At 43.2% G+C, this 19,922-nt stretch carries 15 protein-coding genes; 7 read left to right on the top strand and 8 right to left on the bottom strand.

The genetic code is table 11. From position 1 onward, the window contains the following. Positions 1-15: 15 nt before the first annotated feature. Positions 16-549, top strand: a complete 534-nt coding sequence (locus FTV18_RS10490) for a peptidase C39 (protein ID WP_166139134.1) — start codon at positions 16-18, stop codon at positions 547-549. A gap of 55 nt (positions 550-604) precedes the next feature. Here the strand turns inward: FTV18_RS10490 and FTV18_RS10485 are convergent, their stop codons facing one another. The 3 genes from FTV18_RS10485 to FTV18_RS10475 all read right to left on the bottom strand — a co-directional run bounded on the left by FTV18_RS10485 (position 605) and on the right by FTV18_RS10475 (position 4,539). After that, the gene (locus FTV18_RS10485) at positions 605-2,068 is read right to left on the bottom strand and encodes an amino acid permease (protein ID WP_180018449.1); all 1,464 of its coding nucleotides are present in this window, start codon (positions 2,066-2,068) and stop codon (positions 605-607) included. Beyond that, a complete protein-coding gene (locus FTV18_RS10480) occupies positions 2,068-3,102 on the bottom strand; it encodes a methyltransferase (protein WP_180018451.1) in 1,035 nt (344 codons plus the stop codon). Before FTV18_RS10480 ends, FTV18_RS10485 begins: the two co-directional genes overlap by 1 nt. Positions 3,103-3,168: 66 nt before the next feature. Next, positions 3,169-4,539, bottom strand: coding sequence for a uracil-xanthine permease family protein (locus FTV18_RS10475; protein WP_166139125.1), 1,371 nt, complete (start codon positions 4,537-4,539; stop codon positions 3,169-3,171). 162 nt (positions 4,540-4,701) lie between these two features. On the opposite strand from FTV18_RS10475, the gene typA reads away from it, so the two are divergent. Both typA and mscL read left to right on the top strand, forming a co-directional pair. Next, the gene (gene typA, locus FTV18_RS10470; RefSeq protein WP_004785176.1) at positions 4,702-6,537 is read left to right on the top strand and encodes a translational GTPase TypA; all 1,836 of its coding nucleotides are present in this window, start codon (positions 4,702-4,704) and stop codon (positions 6,535-6,537) included. 152 nt (positions 6,538-6,689) lie between these two features. After that, entirely contained in the window at positions 6,690-7,133 is a 444-nt protein-coding gene (gene mscL, locus FTV18_RS10465) for a large conductance mechanosensitive channel protein MscL (RefSeq protein WP_159123684.1), read from the top strand. Positions 7,134-7,253: 120 nt separating this feature from the next. Here the strand turns inward: mscL and FTV18_RS10460 are convergent, their stop codons facing one another. Then, on the bottom strand, positions 7,254-7,538 hold the full coding sequence (locus FTV18_RS10460) for a peptidylprolyl isomerase (RefSeq protein ID WP_004785172.1): 285 nt from the start codon (positions 7,536-7,538) through the stop codon (positions 7,254-7,256). Further along, positions 7,535-8,395, bottom strand: a complete 861-nt coding sequence (gene mutM / locus FTV18_RS10455; RefSeq protein ID WP_180018453.1) for a bifunctional DNA-formamidopyrimidine glycosylase/DNA-(apurinic or apyrimidinic site) lyase — start codon at positions 8,393-8,395, stop codon at positions 7,535-7,537. The genes FTV18_RS10460 and mutM overlap by 4 nt, the downstream gene beginning before the upstream one ends. A 383-nt stretch (positions 8,396-8,778) precedes the next feature. Here mutM and FTV18_RS10450 point away from each other — a divergent pair, with 383 nt between their 5' ends. The 3 genes from FTV18_RS10450 (at position 8,779) to FTV18_RS10440 (ending at position 12,240) form a co-directional block, all read left to right on the top strand. Further along, entirely contained in the window at positions 8,779-10,041 is a 1,263-nt protein-coding gene (locus tag FTV18_RS10450; protein ID WP_180013552.1) for a carbohydrate porin, read from the top strand. A gap of 104 nt (positions 10,042-10,145) precedes the next feature. Continuing rightward, a complete protein-coding gene (locus FTV18_RS10445; RefSeq protein ID WP_180018455.1) occupies positions 10,146-11,255 on the top strand; it encodes an NADH:flavin oxidoreductase/NADH oxidase in 1,110 nt (369 codons plus the stop codon). Between the two features lie 58 nt (positions 11,256-11,313). Beyond that, the gene (locus FTV18_RS10440; RefSeq protein WP_179993187.1) at positions 11,314-12,240 is read left to right on the top strand and encodes an AEC family transporter; all 927 of its coding nucleotides are present in this window, start codon (positions 11,314-11,316) and stop codon (positions 12,238-12,240) included. 72 nt (positions 12,241-12,312) lie between these two features. Here FTV18_RS10440 and FTV18_RS10435 read toward each other — a convergent pair whose 3' ends face one another. The 3 genes from FTV18_RS10435 to FTV18_RS10425 form a co-directional block, all read right to left on the bottom strand. Next, positions 12,313-13,110, bottom strand: coding sequence for a tetratricopeptide repeat protein (locus FTV18_RS10435; protein ID WP_159123689.1), 798 nt, complete (start codon positions 13,108-13,110; stop codon positions 12,313-12,315). 273 nt (positions 13,111-13,383) lie between these two features. Then, positions 13,384-14,109: a folate-binding protein YgfZ gene (locus FTV18_RS10430; protein ID WP_180018457.1), complete on the bottom strand. Its 726-nt coding sequence runs from the start codon at positions 14,107-14,109 to the stop codon at positions 13,384-13,386. 115 nt (positions 14,110-14,224) lie between these two features. Continuing rightward, positions 14,225-16,387, bottom strand: coding sequence for a multicopper oxidase family protein (locus FTV18_RS10425; RefSeq protein WP_180018459.1), 2,163 nt, complete (start codon positions 16,385-16,387; stop codon positions 14,225-14,227). 748 nt (positions 16,388-17,135) lie between these two features. On the opposite strand from FTV18_RS10425, the gene acnD reads away from it, so the two are divergent. After that, positions 17,136-19,742 (top strand): Fe/S-dependent 2-methylisocitrate dehydratase AcnD, encoded by a 2,607-nt coding sequence (acnD, locus tag FTV18_RS10420; protein WP_180012161.1) that lies wholly within the window; start codon positions 17,136-17,138, stop codon positions 19,740-19,742. The last annotated feature ends 180 nt before the right edge of the window (positions 19,743-19,922 follow it).

Below are 19,922 nucleotides of genomic sequence, written 5' to 3'. Positions count from 1 at the left end.
ATTTTGAGTTAAAGCATGAGCATAGAACTTCCTCAAGACTTACAAAGTCTGGAAGCTAATAGTGGTATTTATGCGATCTGGATGGTTTTTCATCATTATGGAATAGATCTGCATATTCCTGATCTGGTGCAATTGACACAGTATAATGATGAGATGGGAGCTTCAAGTATTGCACTCGCTGTTGCACTTAAAACACTAGGGCTTGATGTTGAATTTTTTACAGAAACTGATCCCGATAAACAGCCGCTTGAAATCCAGTTTTATCAAAAAGCACAAGAACTCAAAGTGTCTGTTCATGAATATCCACTTTCTTATACAGATATTCAAAAATCAGTAGATAAAGGCCGTTTTGTAATCGTGTTCTACGATACGCTGGAAGGGGTAGGGAACCATTCATTAATTTATGAAATCAATGAAAAAGAAATCAGTTTCTTTGATAGTTTTAATGCTATGTCTAAAGAAGTTTTCGAACAGCAGCGTCGAGTAAAAGGTATTTGTCAGCAAGTCATCGTGATTGATGACCGTAATTTTGTCATGCGTCATAGCTGATTTCAGAATATAAAAAAGCAGCTACTTGAGCTGCTTTTTTAATAAAGGTGAGAACTTAGTGTTTTTCAATATTCATCGGTCGAACATCCATCTCCTGATAGGAAACCAGTTTGGTTTTATATTTCCACTTATAACCTAGCCAGATCACCAGGAATAATAAAATACCGATATAAGTAGAAAGGACAGCCAACCACTCACCATCTAGGACAGCTTGATAATTTTGACCTAGAACAACAATTGAACAAAGGACGAAGGCAAACCAAGGCGCGAACGGGAAGAATTTAGCTCTATAGGCTAGACCTTCAAGTTGATAGCCTTGAGCCAGATAACCTTTACGGAAGCGGTAATGTGAGATCGCAATTCCGAGCCAGACAATGAAGCCACACATACCTGACATATTCAGCAACCAGTTAAAGACTTCCTGCTCGCCAAAGAATGTAGTCAAGAAGCATAGTGCCGCAATCGCCGTGGTCGCATACAGGGCATTCATCGGTACACCGCGTGGATCCAGATGGGCAAACAGCTTAGGCGCACTGCCTTTACGCGCCATATCAAACAGCATACGGGTCGAAGAATACATGCCTGAGTTACCTGCAGACAGAATCGCAGTCAGAATTACCGCATTCATCATGCTCGCTGCAAAAGCAAAACCTGCTTTCTCATATAATAGAGTAAATGGAGAAAGGGCAATATCTTCAGTTGCAGCTGCCTGTAAGAGACGCGGATCATTATAAGCAACCAATGTACCGATAATGAAAATACATACGATATAGAACAGCAGGATTCGCCAGAAGATTTGCTTGATCGCGACTGGAATGGTTTTTTGCGGATCTTTAGATTCACCAGCCGCTACACCAACCATCTCGGTACCCTGGAACGAGAATCCGGCAATCATGGCAACACCAATCAAGGCCTGGAAACCGCCTACAAAAGGCGCTTCACCTACGCTCCAGTTTGCAAATGCCGAAACACCCGGTGTGAGCATGATCTTGACAATCATCCAGATCCCGATGATGATAAAGGCAATAATTGCCAGAACTTTCACTAATGAGAAGAAGAATTCTGATTCACCAAAACCTTTTACTGTGAGAGCGTTAATCCCAAAGATCACAGCGAGGAAGATCGCACTCCAGTAAAAGCCCGGAATATCAGGGAACCAGAATTTCATAATGAACTGTACGGCAACCAGTTCAAAGGCAACGGTAATCGCCCAGTTGTACCAGTAGTTCCAGCCTAAAGCGAAACCGAAACCACCTTCGACATATTTGGTACCGTAGGTAAAGAATGCGCCCGAGGTCGGATTATGAGTCGCAAGTTCTCCCAGACTGGTCATCAAGAAATAAATCATTACGCCAATCAGGGCATAGGCGAGAAGTGCACCACCCGGGCCTGCGCTGGCAATAGTCGCACCTGAGGCCAGGAATAAACCTGTACCGATAGACCCGCCAATCGCGATCATATTGAGATGACGAGCACCAAGCTTACGCTGCAGCTGCACGCTGTTCTGAGTTTCGCTCATCATGATTCCTTAGCATTTTTTTGAGTGCTGGCGAAGAGCACTTTAAAACCTTGTTGATCAGTTTTGACTGTACATTGGCCAAAACTTTGTTCAATTAAAATTGGATAATTTAAGAAACGGTTTGCCACAATCCATAATTCACCGCCAGACTTGAGATGACGACGCGAAGTCTTGCATAAAGTTTCGCTAGCCGCATAGTCGGTCTGGATTCCCTGATGGAAAGGGGGATTGCTGACAATGGCATGTAAAAAAAGCGGTGCATCTTCAATACCTGATACAGCTTTAATTTCCAGCTGCTGAGGACTGAGCTGATTTTTCTCAAATGTCATTTGGGTAGAAGCCAAGGCAAAGGCATCTACGTCCAGAGCAAAAATACGGTTCTCAGGATTCAGTTTGGCTAAATAAGCACTGATCACACCTGCGCCACAGCCAAAGTCGGCAATCTTGCCTGAGGTCACCTGAGATAAATAGGGTAAGAACACCGCTGTTCCTACATCCAGATGATCCTGACTGAATACACCTGGAAGTGCACAAATCTGCAAATCACCTTTTGGTGTCGCAACTGTATAGGTCTGTGCCCAATCTGCCAACGCTTTTGCTTCGACCGTGCAGTCTAGAGTCAATTGCCACAATTGGCAATGTCGTGCGCTATCGAGCTTGATGAGTTTACCATAAGCCTGTAGCTGCTTTGCCGCACGCTCTACGCCACCTTTCTTTTCACCGACCAGAAAGACACTGCTGCCTTGTTTTAATCGGGCTGCAATATTGTGAATCAGATAATTCAATAATTCTTTTGATTTAGGTACGAAAATAACTGCCTGATCAAATTCCTGATCAGGAAATTCTGCGCCGAAATGAATCTGGGCCTGCTGTGACTGGAAATATTGAAAATCATTATAATTCCATGTCCAAACAAAGGGCTGGATAGATTCACCACATTCAGCAAGAAGCTCATCGGTCGGGGCATTTACCAGCAATACGCGACCAGACAAATAATCATATTGTCTTAATAAAACTTCGCTTTTAGGATCCATAGATCTCTCTCCAATAGAAAAAACACTGTCCGAGTCCAACTCAGACAGTGTTTTTTGGACATGAAATTACTTCTTTACTTCAGGAAGTACAATATTCAATATGAGGGCTGCAATACCGCCTGTCGCAACACCGGAACTAAAGATGTTACGGAATAATTCAGGAAGATGTTCCAGAATCTGAGGTACCTGTGCAACGCCTAAGCCAAGTGCAAGCGAAATTGCAATGATCAGCAGGGCACGACGGTCTAAGTGAATACCAGACAGGATATTAATCCCAGATGCAGCGACTGCACCGAACATCACCATCACTGCGCCACCAAGCACAGCTTGAGGAACGGCTTGGATCACACCTGCAACAGCAGGCAGTAGACCTAGAATCACAAGGAGTGCTGCGATCCATATCCCAACATAACGGCTAGCTACACCAGTCAATTGAATCACACCATTATTTTGTGCGAAAACTGAACTTGGGAAGGTATTAAATAAGCCTGCAAGCAGAGAGTTAGCACCATTCACTAACACACCACCTTTAATGCGATTCATCCAGGTTTGACCATCCACTGGCTGATTCGATAATTTTGATGTTGCGGTAATATCACCAATGGCTTCTAGTGAAGTCACCAGGTAAATGAATGCCATTGGAATGAATAAGCTCCATGAGAAGCTTAAACCAAAATGCATTGGGGTAGGAATCTGAACCAGAGGTGCATCTTTTAAACCATCAAAGTTGAGATGACCCATAAAGCCGGCAAGGATATAACCCACAACCAGTGCAATCAGAATTGCTGAGCTTTTTACCCAGGTAATACGCACACGGTTCAGTAAAATAATTAATGCCAGAACGGTACATGACATGATCAGGTTATCTGCATTGGCGAAAGTTTTGTCACCCATGGCTTGATAACCACCACCCATGCTGATCAGACCTTCTTTAATCAAGGTTAAACCAATCAATAGAACTACAATACCCGTTACTAGTGGAGTAATGAGTTTCTTCACCCATGGCAAAATGCGTGACACGCCCATTTCAATAAATGAACCTGCAATCACTACACCAAAGATCGAAGCCATCACCGCTTCTACCGGTGTGCCTGCAGCGACCATCGCTGAACCGATCCCGATGATTGGGCCAATAAAGTTAAAACTTGTACCCTGAACAATCAGCAAGCCTGCGCCAAAGGGACCCACTTTCTTGGATTGTAAGAAAGTTGCGATACCAGAGATCACCAAAGACATGGACAAGATCATGTTGGTGTCTTCTTTAGACACACCCAATGCGAGACAGATCAGTAAACCTGGCGTTACAATTGGGACAATAATGGCCAATAAATGCTGGAATGCGGCTAAAAATGCGATAAACGGTTTAGGACGATCTTCAAGGCCGTAGACAAGGTCAAGTTGATCTTTAGAAAGAGGAGATTGATTAAAATCAGACATGTGTCAATGCAAATTAAGGCTGGGTGGCGCTATTCTAATCGAGTTACACGTCATTACAAAAGTAATTGGAAAAAAAATTGACGCTCTCTACAAACAGTCACTGTCAAAAGTTTGTATTTTTCTGTATAATTTGCCCTCAAATTTAAAACGTATCGAATTTACATGTCAGATATTAAAACTCTCCGTAACATTGCCATTATCGCGCACGTCGACCATGGTAAAACCACTCTTGTAGACAAACTTTTGCAACAATCAGGTGCTCTCGGTGATCGCGCGGGTGAGATCGAGCGTGTCATGGATTCGAACGCGTTAGAATCTGAACGTGGTATTACCATTCTTGCAAAAAACACTGCAATCAAGTGGTTAGATAAACGTACAGATACAGAATACCGTATTAACATCGTGGACACCCCGGGACACGCCGACTTTGGTGGTGAAGTTGAACGTGTAATGTCGATGGTTGACTGCGTACTGCTTCTTGTAGATTCACAAGAAGGTCCTATGCCACAAACCCGTTTCGTAACGCAAAAAGCGTTCGCGCGTGGTTTGAAACCAATCGTAATTATCAATAAAGTTGATAAACCAAGTGCGCGTCCAGACTGGGTAATCGACCAAGTATTCGACCTGTTCGACAACCTTGGCGGTACTGACGAACAGTTAGACTTCCCAGTAGTTTATGCTTCTGGTCTTCGTGGTGTTGCTGGTCCTTCTCCAGAAGAACTTGCTGACGACATGACTCCATTGTTCCAAACAATCGTAGACATCGTTGAGCCACCAGCAGTTGACGTTGATGGTCCATTCCAGATGCAAATTTCATCTTTGGACTATAACAGCTTCGTAGGTGTAATCGGTGTTGGTCGTATCCAGCGCGGTTCAGTGAAATTAAACACTCCTGTGACTGTGATCGACAAAGAAGGCAAAACCCGTAACGGCCGTATCCTGAAAATCATGGGTTACCATGGTCTAGAACGTGTTGACATTGAAGAAGCTTCTGCAGGTGATATCGTTTGTGTAACTGGTATCGATGCACTGAACATTTCAGATACAATCTGTGATCCTAAAAATGTTGAAGCGCTTCCAGCACTTTCTGTAGATGAACCTACAGTGTCTATGACTTTCCAGGTGAACAACTCTCCGTTCGCTGGTAAAGAAGGTAAATTCGTAACTTCACGTAATATCCGTGAGCGTCTTGACCGCGAATTGATCCACAACGTAGCACTTCGTGTTGAAGATACTGACAGTCCTGACCGTTTCAAAGTATCTGGTCGTGGTGAGCTTCACCTTTCTGTACTGATCGAAAACATGCGTCGTGAAGGCTTCGAGCTTGGTGTATCACGTCCGCAAGTGATCATGAAAGAAATCGACGGTCAAATGCAAGAACCGTACGAAAACGTAACGTTTGACGTTGAAGAACAGCACCAAGGTTCTGTAATGGAACAAATGGGTCACCGTAAAGGCGAAATGACCAATATGGAAGTTGACGGTAAAGGCCGTATCCGTATTGAAGCAACTGTTCCTTCACGTGGCTTGATCGGTTTCCGTTCTGAATTCATGACCATGACTTCTGGTACTGGTATCATGACTTCAAGCTTCTCGCACTACGGTCCTGCTAAACAAGGTACTGTTGCGAAACGTCAAAACGGTGTACTGATTTCTATGGTTCAAGGTACTTGCCTGGGCTATGCACTGTTCACACTTCAAGACCGTGGTCGTCTGTTTGCTAAACCACAGTTAGAAGTTTATGAAGGTATGATCGTAGGTATCAACTCACGTTCTGACGACATGGTGGTTAACCCAACTAAAGCGAAACAGTTAACTAACGTACGTGCGTCTGGTACTGATGAAGCATTGACTCTTGTTCCAAACCTTGAATACACGCTAGAACAAGCGCTTGAATTCATTGAAGATGACGAGCTAGTTGAAGTAACACCTAAGTCAATCCGTATCCGTAAACGTTACCTGACTGAAAACGAACGTAAACGTAACCGTTCTAAATAAGACCGGTCACTGATACGAAAAAAGCCGCTGAATCAGTTCAGCGGCTTTTTTATTGGGTAGAAATTACATACACTTAATAAATTAGTTTTAAATAGAAATCCCTAACTAATGTATAATCCATCACAAAATTGTATAAAAATACTGGTGACTTTATGAGCATTATTCAAGAATTTAAAGAATTTGCGGTAAAAGGCAATGTCATGGATCTCGCAGTGGGTGTGATCATTGGCGGTGCTTTCGGTAAAATTATCGATTCTATGGTGAAAGACATTATCATGCCTGTCGTGAGCTGGATCTTGGGTGGTGATGTTGATTACTCTAACTGGTTTGTCGTGTTAGGCGATAATCCAAATAATGTGACCAATCTGGCTGAAGCACAGGCAGCCGGTCTGAATGTCTTTGCTTATGGTAATTTCTTGACCATTCTCATTAACTTCCTGTTATTGGCATGGGTTGTATTCTGGTTGGTGAAACTGATGAACAAACTGCGCCGTGATAAAGCAGAAGAAGCAGCGCCTGAACCTGAAGCGACTCCGGAAGATATTGCATTGTTACGTGAAATTCGTGATGAGCTAAAAAAACGTCCGGAAGCTTAAGCTTTAGGGATAAATAAAAAACGGCGCTGAGTGTGCCGTTTTTTTAATCCCCCTAAATCCCCCTTTTTCAAAGGGGGACTCCTCCCTTTCTTAAAGGGAGGTTGGGAGGGATTTATAAAATTAAAAATCCATCCGAAACTTAATTTCGACCAAATGAAAACCGAACTGACTTTTGATTGGGCCATGTAGAACATGTTCTGCAGCAGTAAAGACCAGTTTATCAATCACTGGAACAAGTTGGCCTTTTTTCACTTCACCGAGTTCACCACCACGTTTGGCAGAGTTACAGGTCGAATATTGTTTGGCAATCTTAGAAAAATCTGCACCTGCCAGAATCTTCTTCTTAAGCTGTTCAGCCGTATCTTTATCCTTCACCAGAATATGACGGACAATCGCAGTCTTCATGATTTCTTACCTCGTACAGCAGCCACACGCTTAGGTGAAAGCTTTACCTTTTTTAGCGGCTGGCATTCAGGACAATAGACGGATGCGCGCTGGCCGAGCTTGATATTTTCCAGTGTCGTTTCGCAGTTCACGCACATTTCTCCTGCACGGCCATAAGCCAACAGCGTCTGTTGGAAATAACCATTTTCTCCCATAGCATTGGTGTAGTCGCGTAAGGTAGAACCACCTAAGTCAATCGCCTGTTTTAAAATACGCTTGATCTCAACCACCAGTTTTTCAATCTGTTCGAAACTCAAACTTGAGACTGGCTGGGCTGGATGAATACCCATATTGAACAGGCTTTCAGTTGCATAGATATTGCCTACGCCGACCACGAAATGGTTATCCATAATTGCAACTTTGGTGCCAACGTTTTTATTTTTTAGTTTTTCAAATAGATATTCGGCATTAAAAGCATCGCTTAATGGCTCCGGCCCAAGCGTATCAATCAGTTTGCTTTGTGATTGAGCGTCTAACCAGAGAATACAGCCGAAACGGCGCGGATCATGGTAACGCAGCTGGATCTCTTCAAACTGGATAATCAGATGATCATGCTTGCGCAATTTTTCATTGGCTTCACACAAGCGAAAGCTGCCTGACATACCCAGATGCCAGAGCATCGTATCCTGTTCAAATTGCGCCAGAATATATTTGGAACGACGCGTAAGCTGAATCAGGCGCTGTCCTTGCAGACGCGCGAGATCATCAGGAATCGGCCAACGTAAACTAGGCTGACGCACTTCAACTTTTAGCACTTGCTGATTAAGAAGGGGAAGGAGGCTGGTTTTGGTGGTTTCAACTTCGGGTAATTCAGGCATAACACTTAGCAGCTAATATCATGAGGCTAATATTGGGCGTTTTAAGTCTGAATGCAAGTCCTGTTTGAATAGAAGTTATAAGCAGGACATTCAAAAATATTTTAACAATTGGTTAAAAAATAAACTTTAATATTGAGATGGTTTCAGATCCAAATAATAAAAATAGGAAGTATATTGTTTGATTTTTAGTATTTAACTTACTGAAAAATATAAATTCTATAGAATTTATTGTTATATAAAACATCTTTTCTTATAACTTAAAGTTTTACCAATAATAAAAAAAATGCTGCGTTTTTAAGTGAAAAGTTATGTAACGTTCTGTATCAAGTCATACAGGGCATGCATCAGGCTGCCTTTACTCTCTCCATATGTTTAGGTTTTATATGAAAAAGTTAAGTCTAGCTTTATTGCCATTGATGGCAGCCATGACCTCTGCTCAGGCTGAATCTGCATTTGATCCTCAAGGACAGTACCTATTAGGTGACTGGAATGGAAAACGTACTGAACTTGCTCAACAAGGTGTCAAGTTTGAAGCAAACTTACTGACAGATACAGCGTATCTGGCTGATGGCGGACGTAATGAAGGGGCTGATCCTCTAACTTCTGCACAGTTATGGTTGGGTACACAGTTAGACATGGAAAAACTGGCTGGCTGGGATGGCGTAACTGTTCGTGCAGTGGCGACTGCGCGTCAGGGTCAAAGTACATCGGTACGTGATTTACAAGGTGATGCAGCTCAATGGGCCAATGTTCAAGGGACATTTGGCCGTGGTAACCAGGACAGCCGTTTAACCGAACTTTCAATTGAAAAGAACTATAAGGATCAAGGACTGAGCATTAAAGCTGGTCGTCTGGGTCTCGGTATGGACTTTAATGTGATGGCCTGTGATTTTGCCAGTACAGCATTTTGTGCTGCGCAGATGGGTAAATGGCAGGGCAATATCTGGATGAATACCCCAGTCGCACAATGGGGTGCACGTGTAAAACAGCAGTTAAATCCTGAAGTTGCTGTACAAGTCGGTGTTTATGAATTTAATCCAGATAATGGTAATGCCAAAGCCGAAGGTCAGGGCTGGAGTCTGGATACCGACAATGCTGATGGTGTGACCATTCCTGCAGAAGTAATCTGGACACCAAAATCATTGGTAAATGGTTTGCCTGGCAGCTATCGTGTAGGCGGTATGTATAACACTGCTGATGATGTTGCCAACCAGAAAGATGTTGCGACAGGTGAAGGAAAAAACCGCACCTTTGCGGGCTGGTTAGCTGTAGAGCAGCAATTGACTTCAACGGGTAATGACCGTCAGGGTTTACACTCATTCGCTAACTTTACCTGGCATGATCGTGATACCAATAAAGTAGATAATTCACAACAGTTGGGTCTGAAATATATTGGTCTGGTGGATAGCCAGCCGAATGATATATTGGGTTTAGCGGTTAATCGTGTACATGTAAATGACCGCTTTGCAGATTCACGTCCAATTTATGATGCGAGTGCCGAATACAATATCGAACTCAACTACAGCTATAACGCAACAAAATGGCTGATGCTACGTCCAAACCTGCAATACGTTATAAATCCGGGGTCTAGCAATCAAGTGGATAATGCATTGGTGTTAGGTTTGACTACACGAGTGATCTTCTAAAAAGAATTTAATCACGTTATAAATAAACAGGCTCATCAGAGCCTGTTTTTTATTTTTTGGTAAAAAGTTCTGAAAAGCCACTTCACAAAAAGAGGGAATACCGCGTGTCACTACTATTTCAGCCGGTTCAGTTTGGATCATTGCAACTTAAAAATAAAATTGTGATTGCCCCGATGTGTCAGTACTCTGCAACCGAGCAAGGTGAAATCACTTACTGGCATGAACAACAATGGGCCAATTATGCCTTATCCAGTGCAGGTCTTTGCATTGTGGAAGCCACCGCTGTACAACCTGAAGGTCGCATCAGTTATGCCGATTTAGGGCTTTGGAATGACCAGCAGGCCAGCCAGATCAAAACCTTACTGCAAAAGGTCAAGTCAATTTCTCCTATGCCTTTTGCAATACAGCTTGCACATGCAGGCCGTAAAGCCTCTACAGATAAACCTTGGGGTGGCAAAGGGCAGTTCGCCCCAGATCATTCACTCGGCTGGCAAACTGTCTCTGCCAGTGATATTCCTTTCCAGGCTCATGAACATCCATCCAAGTCTTTAAGTGTTGATGAAATCCAGCAAGTGATTCAGGATTTTGCAGCCAGTGCCAAGCGAGCGGTTGAAGCAGGCTTTGAATTGATTGAACTACATGCAGCACATGGTTATCTATTGCATCAGTTCATGTCACCGTTATCGAATCATCGTCAGGATCAATATGGCGGTTCATTTGAAAACCGTATTCGTCTGACGCTTGAAGTATTTGAAGCAATAAAAGCCGCCGTACCAGAAGGTTTTCCAATTGGTGTTCGTATCTCAGCAACGGACTGGATGGATAGTGTAGAAAGTTGGGATGTAGAATCTTCAGTCGAACTATCCAAAGCACTAGAGAAGCTAGGTGCAGTCTATATTCATGTTTCGAGTGCAGGTTTACATGTAGATCAGAAAATTGATGTACATCCGAATTATCAGGTCCCTTTTGCTGAAGCGATTAAAAAGGACGTGAATATTCCAGTCATTGCTGTGGGTTTGATTACCGATGCACAGCAGGCAGAAGGCATACTGGAGTATAAACAGGCTGATGCGATCGCGATTGCACGTGCCTTGCTTTATGATCCACGCTGGCCTTGGCATGCCGCAGTAACGCTGGATGAGAAAATAGCCATTTCTCCACAATATTTACGTTCTGCACCGCATGGCTTAAATCAGTTGTTTGAATCGTTTTAAGGCCATTTTTTCTTAGAAAGGCTTATAATAACGCATCTCAAACAACAGGACATTTCATATGATTATTGCGGTAATTGTGCCCATATTTTTATTATTGGCACTAGGTTACCTGAGTGTGAAATGTCAAATTCTAAAAAAAGAACAGGTCGAAATGGTAGGGGCCTTTGTCATCAAAGTGGCCTTACCGTTACTGTTCTTCCAGTTTTTAGCCTCTAAAGATCTGCATGAAATCTGGTATTTTGAATACTTTGCGGTCTATACCTCTGTCACTTTATTACTTTATGGTTTCAGCTTCTGGCTGATGCACCGTCAGTTCCGGAATACCTCCTCGCATAGTGCTGTTCTGTCCTTAGGGGCAGCAATGTCCAATACCGGATTGATCGGTACAGCAGTACTCACTTTATTGGTGGGACAGCATGCAATGACCTATACCTCATTGGTGGTCATTATTGAAAGCATGATTCTGATACCGATGGTCTTGATCCTGGCTGCACTCGGTACCCAACATCAAGCCAATCTGGGTAGTCTTGTGAAAAGTACCATTCTCATGCTGTTCAAGAACCCTTTATTTATGGGGGTGATGCTGGGTATGGCCTGTGCGATTTTTGAAATTCGCCTGCCAATTTATCTGGACCAGGTCTTTGCCATGATTGGACAGACTGCCTCACCTTTGGCGCTGTTTGCGATTGGTGGCGGAATCGTGGGCATGAGCCTGAAATATGTGAATCTGCAAAGTTTCTATTTGGTATTTTCCAGCAATATCCTGATGCCGATCCTGATGTATCTAGGTCTTAGTCGACTGACTCAGCTGAGTCAGGAAATGATCTATGCTGGGACTTTGATTGCAGCACTGCCTATGCCAACGATTTTCGGTATGTTAGGACAAGCATACGGCCTTAATGAGCGAACCTTAACCCCTTTATTGATGAGTACTATCGCAGGTTTCGTGGTTGCGAGTGGACTTATTACTTTGTGGTGGAGTTAAACAAGCTGGCTTATAAATCTATAGCCCATAAAAAAGCTCCAATAGGAGCTTTTTTATTTTGATTAAGTCTGATCAACTTTTTTTGGCAGGTGCTTTTTTCTGTTCAGCAATCATTTTATCCACTGCTGCTAGAGATTCTCTGGCCTTAGGAATATTTTCCTGTGCCAGGGCCGCAAAGATCTTTTTCGCTTCAGGCAGGTTTTGCGCAACAATACTACCGTTGGCAAACATATTGCCAATCGCCATCAGGGCGGGGATATAGCCTTTTTTCGCCAGATCCTGAATACTGCTCAAGCCTTGCTGGATCGGCTTTTCATTCTTGGTTTTAAAGCCGTTGCTGATGTCATATAAGGCTTTGGCATGAATGGCCGGCATATTACCCTTACTAATCAGAGGCTGTAATTTTTTCAAGGCCTGCTGGTCAGAAGCTGTTGTACCTTCAGCAAATAAAAGTATAGCTAGATCTACGGTTGCTTCATCGAAATTGGCTGCCGATGCGCGTTCAAGGTATTGCTTGGCTTTGCCCAAATCCTGCTTAAGGCCTAAAGTACCACCGGTATAATTCTTGCCCAGTACATAGTTGGCCACTGGATAACCTTTGCTGGCGGCCTGTTCATATAGCTGAATAGCCTTTTTTTCGTCCTTGGCAGTGCCTTGGCCAGTTTGCGTTAAATAGCCTAAGTTATAGATAGCCTGTGCATTTCCCTGGCTGGCCAGTTTGCTTAAAGCATCGTAGGCACCCTTGAAATTCTTGGCATTCACCATCTCTTCAATTTTGGCAAATTGAGGGTCAACTGGGGCATTTGAAGTGTTTGCTAGGGCAAATTGGCTGGACACTGCAAGAATTGCAGCAAGTACTAATTTTTTCATTGTTCCGATAACCTTAATTTTTCTAACACCTAATTCCATGGTGCGATTTTTGTCGTTTTCATCTACATCATAAGACGATTTCAGGCTTTGTAAATACTGAATATGTGACTAATTACAAATTATTTGAGAATCATATAGGAGATGAATCAATAAAAGCGTGCTCGGTTTAAGGTGTGTTTTATTCAGTCAATCTTTGTCTATTTAATTGTTTAGCCTAATAAAAATAAAAAAGCCAGAATTGAATTCTGGCTTTTGCATCAAGATAACAGGTTATTATTGTGGACGTGCCACATCACCACTTAAAGCTTCAGGCAATTCCAGAACTTGTACATCCAGCTCAGCCAATGCTTCAGGTTTGGCAACTACCAAAGCCTGATAACCCTCATCTGTACCAATGCTATTGACCACTTCGACGTCATTGTGCAGCTTGGTCGCAACAGCAGGTGCTTCGCCTGTACCTTGAATCAAATGCAGCCAGTGTTTTGGCTTGGCTTTAAACCATAAGCGTGCAATCACTTCCTGACCCAGATAACAGCCTTTGTCATAGTGAATGCCTTCACGTTGATGCAGACGCAATTCCTGTGGCTGGAACAGGGTCGCAGTAGCCGCTTGAATCCAAGCCTGACCTGAAGCAATGGCTTGCTGTTGCCAAAGGGTAATATCCGTTTCAGTTTCAACAAAATCAGTCTGGATATCATTAATAACTGGATAAACCGGGCCAACCTGTTCCAGTTTCATTTTTGAAAATGCACCAAACTTTTTAATGTGGCTGGCCAGTTCTGCTGCCTGATTTTCAGGGCTGACAATTTCAAAGCTTTCCGGATTAATTTTTTTCAGCCAGATGCCGAACTGGATACGTCCTTTCAAGCTACAGATCGCTGTATAGCGAGTCAGGTTTTCAGCCAGAGTTTCGACATTTAAAGTAACTTGACCCTGAAGGAATTTTTGCGCATCTACTCCATTCAGCGTAAATAAGGTAAAAGCAGGAGATGTTGCCATGATCAGCCTCAGTTTGAATACTAAAAATCAATCAAGCTATTGTGCAGCAAGCATTTAATAGAGGCAAACAAAAAAGCCAACAATCGGGATCGTTGGCCTTTTCAGGAGTGTCTAATTAGTGATGATGAGACGAGGTTGGCAGAGGTGAATCACAAGGGAATTTGCCCCCACAGACCCTTACTGTTTCCATCATGCCCTGATCTTCATGATCGAGGATATGACAGTGCTGTACAAAATCACCTTCAAATTTCTTGTAATGACTTCGAAGAATAAATTTATAGTTCGCCTTGATAAACAGGGTATCCTTGAATTGTCCTTTCATACCACGATATTGCACATCATCTGTATCATTATCATCAGGCGCTAATTCACTCACATCAACTTCTTTAGATTCGCCATTAGGACCAGTGACAGTTTTTAAGATTTTAACAATCTGGAATGGATTAACATGAATATGGAAAGGGTGGCCACCAAAAGCTTCGGTTGTCAGTTCCCATTCATCCGTTTGTCCAATTTGTAACTGACGTACATATTCACGATCCGGATCTTTGGCATGTGTCCGACCGACTGATCCTTCGCCATCAAATGCATCTCCAAAACTGAGTAAGTCACCATTTTCTTTATGGCGGAAGCCAAATTTAAGACCATTTGCGAAAGCCAGTTCAAATTTACTGTACTGTTTTGGTCTGGAAGCGACCAGCTTGTCAATTGCAGGAGTCATTAGGGATGGATGATCGGTAAAGGCAGTAAGATCAAGTTTGGATAACTGAGTCTGAATCTCTTTGCTTAAACCAATTTTTTTCGCGCGCTCTTGCAGGAACTGGGCAGGAGTCTGCGCTTTTGTTTTGCTTGCCTGTACATTGACCCATCCCAGTAGTTGGGCATTGAAAGGGTGGTTTGGAGCTAGTTGAGGAGTAATTTGACCCGTTGGGATCGGTGCATTCACTTCATCCTCAATATTTAATTTGGAGTCATAAATACAGTATTTATTGGTGGTTGGGAAGGTAACCATTGCATCATGACGATAACCAGGCTGGAACACAGACAGTGTTCTGCGCTGTACCTGAGTCATGGTCAAACCATCTTGAGCAATCGTATAAACAGGTAAGCTTTTTAAACTCTCATTAAACTCTTTTGGATCTGCTTCCTGATATGCCAGACAGGCTTTAAGGGTGTCTGCGGCGCTAAATTTACTGGAGTTTGGCAGTTCTTTAATAATCAAACCAATGGTGTCGCGTACACCACCATGAATCATGCGCCAGCGATTAAAAGCATTCTGTTTAACTTTGATCTCCCCTAAAACTTTACCATTGATAGACGTATAAAAGTTCTGGCCGGCCCAAGAGCCAGGATTAGCGATATCTGTATAATCTTCAAGTAATCCTAAGCCTTTACCTTCGCAATTGTTGGGAATATCGAATTTTACATCCGGGTCAGGGTTAGAGCATCGATATTGAATTTGCTGGAACAATAGGATGTTTTCATTTGGATAGCTATTTTTTTCTTTCCATAAAATGTCTATATCGCCTGTTTCAGTGACTTTGCCATTTTTTACTTTTGGTGTTCTTGAGCCTTCTACAATTAATGGGCCTGCCATACCACTCGATACCTGAATAGCCGTTGAGCCATGCAGATGAGCGTGATACCAGTAGGTTCCTGCCGGATGATTCGGCTCCATTTTGTACTGATAGTCAAATTTTTCCTGAGGTTTAAATTTAAGGAAAACGTTATCACTATTGCCTTGAGGGCTTACCCAGAAGCCATGAGTATGCAGGTTGGTGGTATTAAAGCAATGTGGATCATTCACATTATCCACTTTGTCTGGGCAGGTGGATTTCTGTTCAGGTGGAAGCTGGTTATTGAGGTTAATTTTCAGGGTTTCACCTTGTTTGACCCGGATCTGCGGACCAATTAAAAGGTCTTCAACAGACTCTCCAGCTTTTTTCTTGTTAAACAAGCTGGCATTAGTGAGATAACCTCTGACGAACAGTTGATCCCAGGTACTATTTCTCGGATTGTAAATCTTGCCGGTTTTATAAGCGACGATCAGTTCATGGGTGCCCTTGGAATTTTTTTGCAATAGGGGCGGATTGCTAATCAAAGTATCGGGTGCTGTTGGAGAAGGTTGTGGATTGTTGGGATTATTGGGAGTGGTAGGTGGGTTAGGGTTGTTGGGAGTTGGCGGTTTAGGATTGGAGGGATTTTTACCTCCATTCCAGCTTGCTGCCAGTACAGCGATCACTGCAGCAACGATACCAAGAATGGCGAGTTGTATCATTGTAATCACCCTTATGTGCTTTTGTGATGAGTGTTGTTGTTGTGAAGTAATTCGAGGGTAGATTTACAAAGTTGAGATACAGACTGTTATCACCAAATTAGGAGGAGGGCGACAGACGGTAAGCTAAAATGACGTGTGTAAAGTATTTTAGATAGGGATGCGTTTTATAAGCTCATGTTTATGAATCATTGTCCTATAAATATTTAACGTATTTCTAAAATTGTAAGAAAGTCTTAAAAAATATATGGAATTGAGAATGTAACTTATTTCGGGGTATGTCTAACCTGAAAAATGATTTTTTCGCCTACACTCATCGAGCCATATCTGCAATGAAATTTACCATTTTCGGTTAAGAGTTATGCTTAACACTGAAATAAAAAAATATAGATTCAGTTTTTTATTAAATGAGCTATTTCTAAAATTAAAAAATTCTAAGCTTTGATTTCATATGAAATTTATCCTTAAACTCATTCCAAGAAATTGATTATTTTTTATGCTGTTATCAACATCTCATACTAAAGAATGAGACAGATTTAGGCCTATTTTTCAGAAAAAATGCAATTTAGAGTCAAAATTCTAAAGTATGGGTCAGTAATTTTGGTAAAAATACCATTTTTAGTATTTAAGCTTTTGAAAATTATAAGATTTGGGAAATGGACTTTCGACAGCGTACAATGCCTTTATTAAAAAACAAGTCATCAAGATATTTTGATGAATAAAAAGAGTAATGAAAGAGGGCAGGCAAGCTATGAACAATAACTACCGGAAACCGTTGCAAGGTACCCAGCTGGAATATTATGACGTGCGTCAAGCCGTAGAAGATATTCAGCCAGGCGCATATGCCAAACTTCCTTATACATCTAAAGTGCTGGCCGAGCAGCTGGTACGCCGTTGTGACCCTGCGATTTTAGAACAGTCTTTACGCCAGTTGATTGAGCGTAAACAGGAACACGATTTTCCTTGGTATCCGGCGCGTGTAGTGTGTCATGACATCTTAGGGCAAACAGCACTGGTCGATCTTGCCGGTCTGCGTGATGCGATTGCCGATCAAGGCGGTGATCCGTCTAAAGTCAATCCAGTGGTGCCGACCCAGCTGATTGTCGATCACTCGCTGGCAGTCGAATATGGCGGCTTTGACCCAGATGCATTTGAGAAAAACCGTGCGGTAGAAGACCGCCGCAATGAAGACCGTTTCCATTTTATTGAATGGACTAAAACTGCGTTTGAAAATGTCGATGTAATTCCTGCGGGTAACGGCATCATGCACCAGATCAATCTGGAAAAAATGTCACCAGTCATTCAGAACCGTGATGGCGTGGCATTCCCGGATACCTGTGTGGGGACTGACTCGCATACTCCACATACGGATGCGCTAGGCGTGATTTCAGTCGGTGTTGGTGGATTAGAAGCTGAGAACGTGATGCTGGGCCGTGCATCATGGATGCGTTTGCCAGACATTATCGGTGTCGAACTGGTAGGACAGCGTCAGCCGGGCATTACCGCAACGGATATTGTTTTAGCTCTAACCGAATTCCTGCGTAAAGAACGTGTGGTTGGTGCTTATCTGGAATTCTTCGGTGAAGGCGCAGACAGCATGTCAGTCGGTGATCGTGCCACGATTTCCAATATGACCCCGGAATATGGTGCAACTGCAGCCATGTTCTATATTGATCAGAACACCATTGATTATCTGACGCTGACTGGTCGTGAATCTGAACAGGTCAAACTGGTTGAAACCTATGCGAAAGAGATTGGTCTGTGGTCATCAGAAATGACTCAGGCAGAATATCCACGTGTATTGCGTTTTGACCTATCGACTGTCACCCGTAACATCGCTGGTCCATCCAATCCACATGCGCGTGTATCAACATCTGACCTGAAAGAAAAAGGCATTGCGGGTGTGGTAGAAAACCGTACGGATGGTTTAATGCCAGATGGTGCAATCATCATCGCGGCAATTACTTCGTGTACCAATACGTCTAACCCACGTAATACCGTGGCAGCAGGCTTGTTGGCACGTAAGGCTAATGAACTTGGTTTAGTGCGTAAACCGTGGGTGAAATCATCTTTTGCTCCGGGTTCTAAAGCAGCGGCGTTGTATTTGGAAGAAGCAGGCGTACTAAAAGATCTGGAGAAACTGGGCTTTGGTATCGTGGCCTATGCATGTACCACCTGTAACGGCATGTCTGGTGCGCTTGATCCGAAGATTCAGCAGGAAATTATCGACCGTGATCTGTATGCGACAGCAGTCTTGTCGGGTAACCGTAACTTTGATGGCCGTATTCATCCTTATGCAAAACAGGCTTTCCTGGCATCTCCACCGCTTGTCGTGGCTTATGCGATTGCCGGTACCATTCGTTTTGACATTGAGAAAGATGCACTAGGCACAGACAAAGATGGCAATCCGATTTACCTGAAAGACATCTGGCCATCGGATGAAGAAATTGATGCTTTGGTGAAAGAGTCCGTGAAGCCGGAACAGTTCAAGAAAGTGTATATTCCGATGTTCGATCTGGGTGAGCGTGAGCAGGCAGCAAGTCCGCTGTATGACTGGCGTCCGCAAAGTACTTATATCCGCCGTCCGCCATACTGGGAAGGGGCATTGGCTGCACCGCGTACTCTGGCAAATATGCGTCCGTTAGCCATCCTTGGCGATAACATTACTACCGATCATTTATCTCCATCGAATGCGATTGTGTTGGATTCGGCAGCAGGTCAATATCTGGCGAAAATGGGCTTGCCTGAGGAAGACTTTAACTCTTACGCAACGCACCGTGGTGATCACCTGACTGCACAGCGTGCAACCTTGGCGAATCCGAAGCTGTATAACGAAATGGTGGTGCGTTCCGACGGTACCATTAAGCAAGGTTCTAAAGCACGTGTCGAGCCGGAAGGTGAAGTGATGCGTATGTGGGAAGCGATTGAAACCTACATGAACCGTAAGCAGCCGCTCATCATTGTTGCAGGTAAAGATTATGGTCAAGGTTCAAGCCGTGACTGGGCTGCGAAAGGTGTGCGTCTGGCAGGTGTAGAAGCGATTGTGGCTGAAGGCTTTGAACGTATTCACCGTACGAATCTGGTCGGTATGGGTGTACTTCCACTTGAGTTTAAGCCGGGTACAGATCGTAAAACTTTGAAGCTGGATGGTACTGAGCTATATAGCGTGATCGGTAATATTGCGCCACGTTCGACTTTGACTCTGGTGATTGAGCGTGTGACTGAAGATGGCAAAAAACAGACCATTGAAGTGCCGGTGACTTGCCGTCTGGATACTGAAGAAGAGGTTTCTGTGTATGAAGCGGGTGGGGTATTACAGCGCTTTGCGCAGGATTTCTTGGAAGGGAATGTGGCTTAATTTTTATTAAATCTTCCCCCAACCCTCCTTTGAAAAAGGAGGAAGTTCCCCATTGCTGTCCCATAGTTTGCTTTAAATAAAAAAACCTGAGTCCTAACAGTTAAAATATGAGTGCAAACAAACACTTTAACGACCAGGATTCAGGTTTTGTCACATCAGAATACCGTATTTCATGAGCTA

This window comes from Acinetobacter sp. YH12241, from assembly GCF_013417535.1.
Taxonomy (GTDB): Bacteria; Pseudomonadota; Gammaproteobacteria; order Pseudomonadales; family Moraxellaceae; genus Acinetobacter.
The sequence above is the reverse complement of the archived record's forward strand: the minus strand, read 5'-3'. Positions and strand labels throughout refer to the sequence as shown.